The following is a 12284-nucleotide window of genomic DNA, read 5'->3' on the forward strand; positions in this document are numbered from 1 at the left end:
TTAAAATAAATCAATGTGATAGGTGAAAAATAATAAAAGTACCGAGTGAAAATAAAGGTTAATCGCTCGCTTAACGGTTGACGGACTGAAGTCCGACCTACAAAAAAATCGCCCAACGCTATATGATTACCCGCAGCTTCTATGGGGCTTAAATGCAGGTTGGACTTTAGTCCATCAGGTTAAATGAAATTTAACTTTTTTTGGTATTGAAATTATTTAACAGAATAATATTCGCTGCAAAATTTGGTTAACCCATGACATTAATTGTCCGTTTAACGGTTGACGGACTAAAGTCCGACCTACAAAAAATGGTGTTCCATTGCGTTAATTGCCCGCTTAACGGTTGACGGACTAAAGTCCGACCTACAAAAAAATTGTGCTCCATTGCGTTAATTGCCCGCTTAACGGTTGACGGACTAAAGTCCGACCTACAAAAAATTGTGTTCCATCACGTTAATCGCTTGCTTAACGGTTGACGGACTGAAGTCCGACCTACAAGAAAATTGTGTTCCATCACGTTAATTGCCCGTTTAACGGTTGACGGATTAAAGTCCGACCTACAAAGATCGCCAAACTATGTTGTGGAATAAAGCGTTTAATTTACGCTACAACTGCCTTGAAAAACACCGCTACTGAGTATATCTATAACTTGTCTAAATCATTTAATAACGCGGCCGCTTTTTCTCTAATAGCTATTTTTTGCGCTGGATCAACTTTATCCCAGTTACGAATAGGGAAGCTCATGCGATGGTTTGAGGCAAACTTGTCATAGTTTTGATCGATAAAGTTCCAATATAAACTATTTAATGGGCAAGCATTTGAGCTGACTTTTTCTTTCACTTTATAATGACAGTTTTTACAATAGTCACTCATTTTATTGACATAATTGCCGCTTGCCGCATAAGGTTTTGTTGCTATCCAACCACCGTCAGCAAAAAGCGCCATGCTGCGAGTATTGGGTAATTCTACCCATTCAATCGCATCTATGTAGATGCCTAAATACCAGTCATCAACTTGGCTAGGTGCTATACCGGCTAACAAAGCAAAATTCCCTGTGATCATTAAGCGTTGAATATGGTGAGCATAAGCATGCTCCAGTGATTGTGATATCGCGCTTTTTAAACACTGCATTTTAGTGTCTGCATTCCAGAAAAAATCAGGCAAGTTACGCTTAGCGCCTAAAAAATTTTGCTCTGCGTAGTTCGGCATATTCACCCAATACATACCTCTGACATATTCGCGCCAACCTAGAATTTGCCTAACAAAACCTTCAATTTGCGCCAGTGTGATCTTACCTTCAGAATCTTGATAAGCGATAATCGCGGTGTTAATTACCTCCATGGGGCTGAGCATTTTACAGTTAAGTGAAAAGCTTAGCCGCGAGTGATATAAACTCCAAGCGTAGGGCGAAGCTACCGTCATTGCATCCTGAAAATTGCCAAAATTAGCTAGCTGATGTTGACAAAAATAATCCAGTAACACTAAGGATTGTTGCCGATTAATGGGATAAGCCACATTGGCCGATTCATGCCCAATAGTATTAATATTATGCTGTTTTATACGCTGTAAATATTCCTCTGCTGAGTTGTCAAATACCAAAGGTTTGGGAATAAGTTTGAGATCAGCTTGCTTAAATGATTGACGATTATTAGCGTCAAAATTCCATGCACCACCTGCTGGCTTTAAGCCCGCCATCAAAATAGAAAAACGCTTACGCATCAGGCGATAAAAGTTCTCCATTCTTACGTGCGTTGCCGCTTTAAAATGACTAGGTAACTCGTCAAAGGGCAGTAAAAAATGTTCACTGTCAACTTCAACCACAGGTAAAGCTAACTGCGCTGACATGCCAGCTAATTGCGCTCGTAAGCGGTATTCGTCAGGCCGTTGAAAGGTAAAGCTTTGACAAGCATAACGTGCAACTAATGCTTTTATCAGCTGTGGAAGATCTTGATATGCTGCACTGTCATCTAAGGTCAGGTAACAAACCCGATGGCCTTTACTTTCAAGGTCTTGAGCAAAATTAGCCATAGCAGCAAAAAATGCAGTTATTTTTTGCACATGGTGCTTAGTATAGTTTGCCTCTTGGTGAAGCTCAGCGATGACATAAACAACATCAGCGTCGATATGTTCAAACCAAGTGTGCATAGGGTTGAGTTGATCACCCAATATAAGCCTGAGATGTTTTGCCGTCATGAATTTACCTTACCTTTATTTGAACTCTGGCTAGAGCCAAGCTTTAGCGCTTTGCTTTACTTTTCTTAATTTAAGTTTAGCTCTTTTTTTTGACTCTCGATTGAGCGCTATCAAGTGCACTATTAATCGTGTTTTTATTACGCCGACATCGCTCTGAGCAATACAACACATGCGCCCAATTGGCTTGCCATTTTTTGCGCCATAGAAAATCTTTTTTACAGGTGAGACAATTTTTATGGGCTAAGAATAATTTTTTATGCATCGTTGATCATATTAACTTTTCTAATGGTTTAGGCTTGCTTGCTTTCGTCGATTTTTTAGTCGCTCGAACATGCTTTGCGACAATGCGCTGACTTTCTTTTTTACTGTCAAATCGTTTTCTAAAACCCCAGAGTAAATCGCGGGCAATCTTCCCTGTTTCATTGATATCGACCATAGGTAAAGGATAAGTCTCGCCTAATTGACATTGATAAAGCTGCTGCTCCATTGGCGATAATTGCCAAGGGGTATGAATAATTTCATTCGGCAACTCTGATAATTGTGGCAACCATGTTCTAATAAATAGGCCATCTTTATCTTTTTCCAATGACTGTTTTACTGGATTATAAACCCGGATGATATTAGTGCCGGTTACCCCTGACTGCATTTGAAATTGTGGATAGTGAATGCCTGGTTCAAAATCGAGAAATAGTTTCGCTAAATACCTCACGCCTAGCCGCCAATCTAGCAGTAAATGATGGCATAGAAAGCTGACTAACATGGCGCGCATACGAAAGTTGATATAACCGGTTTTTATTAAACAAAGCATGCAAGCATCAACTAGCGGATAGCCTGTTTGCGCCGTTTTCCATTTATTTAATCGCGTTTCAATACTCAAACCACAGTGAAGGTCAGGATAGCTAAAATCACTGTAAGCTCGATTTACCGGACGCCACTGCATTTGATGTTCGCTTTCAAATTTTTGTATAAAATGGCAATGCCAATGCAGGCGAGATGCCAGTGCATCTATTGGTCTTTTCCAACCACTTTGAGGTCTTTGTATTAGAATACTTTGATAGAACTGCCTTAAGCTTATATTGCCCCAAGCTAAATAAGGCGATAACCGTGAACAACTTTTACGACTTGCCTGCGGTTTAGATATGTCAAAATGATAATTTTTACCTCGGCCATTCAAAAATGATTGCAGCATTTTTTGCGCCCAAAGCTCACCACCTTTTAACATGAACTCGTCAGGTGTTGACCAGGATACAGGTAAAATAAACTCAGGTAACTGCTCTAAACATTGTTTATTGACCAGTGTGTTACAAGATAGCGCTGGCTGACATAACTCAGCTTTCATGATCTTACGCCAATCTTTGTCCCAGTTATTTCTATTTTTTTTACCGCGACTTACCGCGCCTGAAGCACTTTCATGCCAAACAATGTTGTGTGCTTTACACCATTTGTTAACCGCTTTATCGCGCTCAAAAGTAGACAACAAGCCGACTTCTTCATGGCTAAATAAACCGGTAATGTTAAAGCGCTGCTGAATTTCATTAAGGCCGGCAAGCGCATCACCACAATAAACATAAACCTGGGCATTAAAAGCGCTGAGCTGGGCGTTAATATCTTCAATTGATTGCCAAATAAAACGCCAATGTCGTTCGTCGTAATGAGGGTCTGCGATTAATAAAGGCTCAAAAACGTAATACAGCAGTGTTAAACCCGACTGAATGGATTCGCTCAACGGCTGATGATCGCTCAGTCGCAGGTCACGCTTTAACCAAACAATATTGACCGCACTATCTGCCAGGCTATTAGTTGCTAGGATATTAGTTGACTCGAGATTAGCTGCCACAGTATTAGCTGTCATGCTAGCTTACTGTAGCACCGGCCAATCTGAAGCATCTACGGAGTCTAATGCTTGATTGGCTTGAGTACTTTGCTGACTTTCGTCTATCCATTTAGCTTGGTAATCACCATTAGGGTCATAAAGTGTGGTTTGTTTCTCAATATTGAAATGCCTGCCGCCTCTAGGGTCAACACCTACGCCGGCGATGTATTGCCAATTACCCCAATTAACCGCAGCGTCGTAATCAATTAACTGCTCTTCAAACCAGGCAGCACCATAGCGCCAATCAACACTGAGTTCATTCACTAGGCAACTGGCGACAATTTGACGTCCTCGGTTACTTAAATAGCCGGTTTGTCTTAACTCATGCATAAAGGCATTAACCAAAGGATAAGGGGTATTGCCTAAGCACCATTTATTAAAGCGTTCAGGATAGAATGTTGTTAGGGGTTTATGTTTAGCAATGCCTTTAAATTGGTAGGTTTTAGCGCCAATTTTACCATGTACCCATTGATAGTACTCTCGCCACAGTAATTCTAAATACAGGCATTCGGTGGAACTGTTTTTACCCTGCTGCTGTTCAAAATCAGTCAGGTAATTCATCACTTGGCGCACAGAAATACAGCCAGCATTTAACCACAGCGATAGCTTGCTGCTATTTTCCCAACCGTCTAAATTATTTCTGACTTGCTTATACTCTGCGGGGGAATTTGATGAAAAATATTGCCTAAGATGCTTTAAGCCCTGTTGTTCACCCCCTGCAAACTCAAAGCCCTGCTTGGCCTTTATAGCACTTACACTAGGTAGCCATTCAGGCTTAAAACGAGTTGGCGCCGGTAGGGTGTCAAACATGCTAGGCAGAGATTGCACGCTTGGCACTGGCTTGGAAATACTGACTTCAGCCATTTTTTTGCGAAATTTAGAATAACTCACCGGCAATTGCTCTAGCTCAAAAGGCAAAGCGTTTTCGGTAAATAAAGTAAATTGGTCTACCAGATTAATGGTCAGCTCAGGCAGGCGCTCATTAAGCTGAGTAATAAGCCTATTTTCATAAGTGCCGGGTAATTTCGTGGTGATTACATCAGTAATTTGATAGTTTTCACAGAGCCGAGTTAAGGTCGATAAGGTATCGCCATAAACAATATACAGCTCTTGTCTAAGCTTTAATAAGCTCTCGTTAAAATCATCTAAACAGCCTTGTAAAAATTGCCACCTGATATCACCTAACGGTTTTGACTGAAAATTATTTACTTCAAAACACTGTTTATCAACAACATATACACAAAGCAGACGATCACTTTTACTGGCTAAGTTAAGCGCGGCGTTGTCATTGATACGAAGATCTTTATTCACCCAGTATAAGGTACGTTTCATGAATATAATTCAATTAGTTAAAAAAAATTATACGCATAAAGCTAGCGCTTAGATCAAAATAATTCGATTATCGCCGGCTTTAACTTGCCGCCATTGAATTAAGCGCTGCAATGGCGGTAAGTTAACTATCAAACAAGCGGATCAAAAGCCAACTCAAGCCTTCAAAAACCGCATTGTTATTAAGCCTGTATTCCTGTTGTTAACAGGAATACTCACCCGACTTCAAGATACAGCTTTATGACTTATCAGGTGTTTCAGCGGTGGCTGATTTTACCTTATGATAATGTTTGATCAGATTCCAAGTAGAGCTGTCGTGATCGGGATTGTTTTTGTCACGGTGTAGATCATGTTCAATTTTATTAGCTAAACCTTTGCCTAATTCGACTCCCCACTGATCAAACGAACATATTTGTAAGAGAATCCCTTGGACAAATATTTTATGTTCATAAAGTGCGATTAAGCTGCCTAATGAACGGGGTGAAATACGGTTCATTAATATAGTGTTAGAGGGGCGATTTCCTTTATGTACCTTATGTGGCGCAACTTTATTAATATACTCATCTGTCCTGCCTTTGGCTTTTAAGTCATCTCTAACTTGTTGTTCATCTACTCCTTGCATTAATGCTTGAGTTTGAGCAAAAAAGTTCGCCATCAGTGTTTCATGATGTCCCTCAATAGGGGTATTACTTTCAATTGAACCAATAAAATCAGCCGGCACGACATTATTGCTTTGATGCAAATATTGATAAAAGGCATGTTGGCCATTAATGCCTAATTCGCCCCAAATTGACGGCACAGTTGAATAGCTAATGGTTTCGCCATGCCAGTTAACTGATTTTCCGTTACTTTCCATTTCTGCTTGTTGCAAATACGCAGATAACATATGTAAGGATTGATCATAAGGTAAAATAGCCTGTGATTGTGAACCTAGAAAAGTACAATTCCAGACGCTGAGTAAGGCTAAAATCACTGGCGCATTATGCTCAAGTTCAGTCTGACAAAAGTGCTGATCCATTTCATGAGCACCTTCTAATAATTCAATAAACTTATCGAAACCTAAGTCTAAAGCTATTGGCAAGCCTATGGCTGACCATAATGAAAATCGACCGCCAACCCAATCCCACATCTCGAATATATTATCGGCTTCAACACCAAATTTCATCGCGTTTTCTTTATTGGTGGTCACAGCGACAAAATGCTGAGCAACAGCACTTTTATCAAATGAAGCAGAGGTTAACCAGTTCAGCGCCGTTTTAGCATTGATCATGGTTTCTGTGGTGGTAAAGGTTTTGCTAGAAACAATAAACAGGACTTTCTCTGGATTTAATGGCTTCAATACATCAGCAATTTGGGTGCCATCTACGTTAGAGACATAGTGAACATTGATACTGTCATCACTATATTTTTTTAACGCTTCAGTAACCGTTTGAGGGCCTAAGTTAGAGCCACCCACACCAATATTAACCACGTCAGTAATGCGCTTGCCAGAATAGCCTTTCCATCTTCCTTGACGCACTTGTTCGGTAAAGGCTTGCATTTTATCTAATGATTTTGCAACGCATTCATTGATGTTTTCGCCATCAAGAAATATGGGCGTTTGTTGCTGATCACGCAGGGCGGTATGCAAAACAGCTCTATCTTCTGTGCCATTAATACGCTCGCCTTTGAACATTTTGTCTCGCCAAGCCTCTACATCGCATGCTTTTGCGAGTGAAATTAACAGTGAGCGAGTTTCTTCTGTGATCAAGTTTTTAGAATAATCTAATAGCATAGAAGGTAATAACAGAGAAAATTTATCAAATCGTTGTTTGTCTTCATTGAAAAAGTCGTTCATATGAGACTTTTTCATTTGTTGTGCATGAAGCGTTAGCTTTTTCCAACTGGCAAGGGAAGTTCTAGATTCCATATTTATTCTCGGATATTTGATAAAAAAACAATTAAAGCGCTAGCGCTTTAATTGACGGCAAGGCAGCAAATGCGCCCATTTTTTGACAAGTTAAGGCACCACATTTACTGGCGAATAGTACCGCTGATGACACAAGCGTTTGGTTTTCTAATAAATCAAATAAACATGCTTGATTAATATCGGCATCTTGAGAGAGAGCAAATAAGAAGCTAGCAATAAAACTGTCACCGGCAGCGGTGGTATCTAGCGCAGTTATTTTAGGCACAGCAATCATCAGTGAGTAGCTGGCACAAGTTACTTGCACCTCGTTAGGGCCATCAGTAATAACGATCAGCTTAACGCCTAGCGTTAATAGATAGCTAACATAGCCTGGTATATCAACATTTTTAATGGCCGCTAAATAGCTGGCTTCATCTTTACTTAATTTTACAATGTCACTTTCATTGAGACAGGCTTCTACCCGAGCAGGTAATAAACTTAAATCAGCCCAAAGTTGCTGACGTAAATTAACATCAAAGCTAATTAATACCTTGTTCGACTTAGCGCGCTTTAAGGCATAAAGCGTATTATCATGGTTTTGTTCATTGGTGAGGGTATTTGAGCAATAATGAAAAACAGCAATATCTTGCCAGTTTATTTTATCAACCTGGCTTTTTTCATAATACATATCTGCCGTATCGTTACGATAGAAATTAAAAGCACGTTCGCCACTCGCATCTAAGGTCACCAACACTATGGCTGTATTGGCATTTTCTACGGTATTTACGTAACTTGTATTCACCCCTTGATCTTGTAATTGCTGCATTAACATAGTACCAAAATCATCGCTACTGATACCGCCAGCAAAATAACTATTTCCGCCTAATTTAGCATAGGCTACAGCGACATTTGCCGGTGCACCGCCCGCTAACGGAGTGTAACTTGGGTTATAAGCTGAGCTTGGTAAAAAATCAACCAACACTTCGCCATAACTGAGTAAAGAAAGCATAAAATCACCTTTGAATAAAAAAGCCCATATAAAATGGGCTTGTTATTATTTGTACTATTAGTTTAAAAAGTTATAGATTAAAAATCGTATTTAAGCGTCAGAGTCGCTGAACGACCTTGAATAGATCTTGCTCGTATAATAGTTTTAGCCGTTGCCGCTGTTGCGTCTTCTGCTTCAGTAATACCAACAGTTTCAAATAAGTTGTTAATGTTTAAAGAAACACTTAATGAATCTGAAAGGTTGTATTGAGCAAAGGCGTTAGTTTGAACATAACCGTCTAATATAAGTGCGTTAGGGTCGTTTTGGTCAAAGTTATCTTGAGCAAATGAATCAGTAGTACCAATTAAGTTAATACCCGCAGAACCTTGGTTAAAGTTGTAACGACCTGTTATTGAGTAAACAACATCGGCTTGTCTTCTTGGTGTGTTGCCAACTACATCTGGATTAATGACATCTTTAGTTATTTCAGAATCAGTCCACGTTAAGTTAGCACGTAGATCAAAATCACCAATGTAGTATGTAGATTCTATTTCAATACCTTTTGACTCATATTCACGGTCAAAAAATTGTTGGCTAGTGGCTTCAAAGTTTTGCTCTTGAGTTTGTGCAAAGAAAGCCGTTGCAAAGACAGATATTTCATCTTGACGGAATTTAACACCAAGTTCTAACTGATCAACTTCATCATAGATATCTTCATCTTTGGCAACACCAGCAGCATCTATTTTACCAAAAGCTAAGCGGTCAGCATTAGCTGTAGCGCCTCTACTGATACGAGCAAATGCGGCTACATCATCATTGATTTTGATGTTACCACCTAGTGAATAAGACACGTAGTTCCAATCGTAATTTACGTTGTTAGCTGAAGCGTTATCAACATTTGAAACGCTGGTTTCGATTTGATGTATAGTACCGTCACCGTTCATGTCAACTGCAGATTGAGCTGCACCTGAGAAAGAACCTGTTGCAGAACCACTATCAAAACGAACACTACCGTCAATATTTATGTTATCAAAGCTTGTGCTAAACGCAGCATAAGGCGCTGTAACTTCATATTGTAAATCGTAATTACGTGTACAACAGTTGCCCCATGCAGGTACACCATAAGCAATTACACCATTTTGAGAAAATTCTGTACCGTCAGCGGCCGTTACATCAACAAGTGCGGCATCTTGGCCTTTTACTTCATATAAGTAAGAGTTCCATAACCATGATTGTTGAATAGTTTGAGACGAGTTATATAAACCAACAGTAAAGGTAGAGTCGTTAATCGTTTTTGTTAATTTGAAATCGTTAACCATAAAATCAAGATTAGTCATTTCAACATCAAACGAGTGAATACGCATAAGGTTATCAGCCGTATAAGCATTACCTGCTTGTGGACCATTTGCATAAGTTAATGTTGCACCAGCACCCGCTATACTGTCAGCTAAGCCTTGGCTTCCTTGAATACTTTCAGGGAATGGGCCAGTAAAGCTACCTTTAGTGCGAGAAATTCTCATTCTGTTTTCAACAGACCAGTCATTGCCTAAATCAAATGCGGCTTCAAAACCAAAAGAATCCACTTTAGGGCTCATGCCATTACGCATGTCAGCAAGACGGCCATTACCAGCGCCATCCGTTGTAATCATTGAAGTATGGTAAGGGGTATGAGGAGTGCCAGTAGAGGCGTCAAAGCCTTCAACTGAAGAACCGTCAGCGTGAACAGGCATAGGTAAATATGCTGTAGTTGTATCATCTAAGTGTTTAAAATAAAGTCTAACGTAACCATCGCTAAATTCTTTAGTGATGTTCGCTTTAATTTGACCACCTTTGTTACCCGTATAACCAGTATCACGTACGCCTTCACCTTGACGGTAGAAGCCACCAAGATGGAAATAGGTTGAGTCGTTAATCTCGCCGCCAAATTGAAAATCTGTACGAGTAGAGTCGTGATCTAAACCGAATGTTGTCGCTACGCTACCACCTTCAGCTTCACCCGTTTTACTAACGATATTAATGATGCCGCCAGGAGCATTTGTAGCCAATGTTGATGCAGAGCCACCACGAATAGCATCAATAGTTGCCATTGTAGAATCTATGCGTAAGAAAATATCTGTGTTACCAAAAGCGATATCACCAAATTGTAGAATGGGTAAACCGTCTTCTTGAATTTGCATGAATTTAGCACCGCCCGCGGCTACAGGAAGACCACGTACTGCAAGGTTAGCGTTACCGTCACCGCCTGATGCTTCTGCACGAACACCTGGGATGTTTCTGAATGCTTCAGCACTGCTTCGTGGTGACGCTATTTCAATTTGATCTGCAGAGATGCTACTTACCGAGACACTTGATTCCATAACCGTTGTGCCTTTACCAACAGAGCCAGTAACGACGATTCGCTCAAAATCAATACCTTTCTTTTTTACTTCTTCTGTCACGTTTGTTTCTGCTGCGCTTAAGCTAGAGCATATAGCCATAGCTAATGCGCTTACGATAAATTTCTTATGAATAGCTTTTTTCATTGTCTCACCCCGTGTTCTGTTAATTTATTGTATTAATATTTTTATAGTTAATCGAAGTTGTTTACTATTAAAACAATCAACTTAATCGATTAAGTTGATTATTGTTAAAAATATAAATATTAGCAAGTCTTTTTTTTGTACAATAGGTTTTATTGAATTAATTACATGATAAATATAATTAATTAATTTTGTATATGTTGAGTAGGATCCACTTTTAGATTGTAGATTGCCGCGACAAACAGTAAGCCGGCGAAGCATGTTGCCAAATAAAATCCATAAGAAACATGGCCAAACAGATCACTCACAATCCCCATAAGTAAAGGAGATATAGCAGCTGATACCGCCGTGAAGAATAAGATCACCCCCGCAACCGCACCATGCTTTGACTTTTTAAAGCAACTAATACCTTTAGAGTTTAAGGTTGGGTAAATCACTGACATAAATAAACCTGACAAGGGTAATAATACAACGGCGACGTCAACCCCCATTAAAGCAGTACCTAAATAGCAAAGAAATACCGCTAATGAAAACCAAAACATCACTTTTTGCCAGCTAAAGTGCTTAAGCATCCAAACCCCTAAAAATCGCCCACTTGCCCGTAAGACAAAGAAAATAGTTAAGGCATAAGTCGCTAACCAAACAAGCGAGCCAGTGTAGTCAGCAAGCAGTGTTGGCATCCAAACGTATATAGCCACTTCAGTAGCGACATAAAGCGCAATGGCTAATGAAAACCCTAAAGCATAAGGGTCTTTCATTAATTTAAACGAGCTTTTTAAATTAATTTTTTCTGCCGCATGTTGTTTAGTCACTGGGTATTTTGTTTTCATTGCAACCAAACACAGCAAAATACAAATAACACCCGCAGCTATGTATAAATACTTCCAAGAAACACCTGAAATTAATAAGTAGCTGACAATCGCAGGGCCTACAATAGCGCCTATGCCAAAAAAGCCTTCTACTTTATTCATTGTCGCCGTATGTTCTTTACCTGACGAAGATATGTCGCCAATCAGTGCCAATGCGCCAGTTTTAAACAAACCAATAGCAATACCAATTAGCGCTAGCAAAAATAAGAAGTAGTAAAAAGACTCGCCAACAGAAAACATAAAACAGGCGACAGAGAAAATCATTAAACCAATAACAATGGTTAATTTTCTGCCCCACTTATCAGCAAGATAACCCAAAAACAAACCACTAAATGCGATAAAAATCATGGGGATATAATGAAATGCACTCGCTTGTGTTAAGTTTAAATTGTAGGTTTCAATTAACTGAGGAATGATGACACCAACGGCATCTGAGGTCATTGCAAAAACAAAAAACATCATATAGGTTAAAAGCTTAATACGGGTTATCGATGCGTCCTCGATTGAAGATTTATCTACTGCTGAGCTACTCGATGGATTCATTATTTTCCCCTCTTATTATATTTATATATATTGGCTTTAGTTGCTTAATAACTAAAGTGATTTATTGATTATTTAACCTTAA

8 protein-coding genes are annotated in these 12284 nt (G+C 39.5%); all 8 read right to left on the reverse strand.

The annotated features are described in order from the left end of the window. Positions 1–642 precede the first annotated feature (642 nt). The 8 genes from H4J65_RS13525 to H4J65_RS13560 all read right to left on the reverse strand — a co-directional run bounded on the left by H4J65_RS13525 (position 643) and on the right by H4J65_RS13560 (position 12202). Complete coding sequence (locus tag H4J65_RS13525) at positions 643–2193, reverse strand: cryptochrome/photolyase family protein (RefSeq protein ID WP_182198540.1); 1551 nt, start codon at positions 2191–2193, stop codon at positions 643–645. A gap of 76 nt (positions 2194–2269) precedes the next feature. Then, positions 2270–2455 carry a DUF2256 domain-containing protein gene (locus H4J65_RS13530; protein WP_182184559.1) on the reverse strand — a complete coding sequence of 62 codons (186 nt, stop codon included), beginning with the start codon at positions 2453–2455 and terminating at the stop codon, positions 2270–2272. Positions 2456–2461: 6 nt separating this feature from the next. Next, entirely contained in the window at positions 2462–4045 is a 1584-nt protein-coding gene (locus H4J65_RS13535; RefSeq protein ID WP_259367617.1) for a cryptochrome/deoxyribodipyrimidine photo-lyase family protein, read from the reverse strand. 6 nt (positions 4046–4051) lie between these two features. Further along, positions 4052–5398, reverse strand: a complete 1347-nt coding sequence (locus H4J65_RS13540; RefSeq protein WP_182198541.1) for a DASH family cryptochrome — start codon at positions 5396–5398, stop codon at positions 4052–4054. 235 nt (positions 5399–5633) lie between these two features. Then, positions 5634–7304 carry a glucose-6-phosphate isomerase gene (pgi, locus tag H4J65_RS13545; protein WP_182198542.1) on the reverse strand — a complete coding sequence of 557 codons (1671 nt, stop codon included), beginning with the start codon at positions 7302–7304 and terminating at the stop codon, positions 5634–5636. A gap of 31 nt (positions 7305–7335) precedes the next feature. After that, positions 7336–8292, reverse strand: a complete 957-nt coding sequence (locus tag H4J65_RS13550; protein ID WP_182198543.1) for a carbohydrate kinase — start codon at positions 8290–8292, stop codon at positions 7336–7338. 77 nt (positions 8293–8369) lie between these two features. Further along, positions 8370–10793: a TonB-dependent receptor domain-containing protein gene (locus H4J65_RS13555; protein WP_182198544.1), complete on the reverse strand. Its 2424-nt coding sequence runs from the start codon at positions 10791–10793 to the stop codon at positions 8370–8372. Between the two features lie 182 nt (positions 10794–10975). Continuing rightward, on the reverse strand, positions 10976–12202 hold the full coding sequence (locus tag H4J65_RS13560) for a sugar MFS transporter (RefSeq protein WP_182138206.1): 1227 nt from the start codon (positions 12200–12202) through the stop codon (positions 10976–10978). Positions 12203–12284 lie beyond the last annotated feature (82 nt).

Source organism: Colwellia sp. MB02u-9, from assembly GCF_014077085.1.
Taxonomy (GTDB): domain Bacteria; phylum Pseudomonadota; class Gammaproteobacteria; order Enterobacterales; family Alteromonadaceae; genus Cognaticolwellia.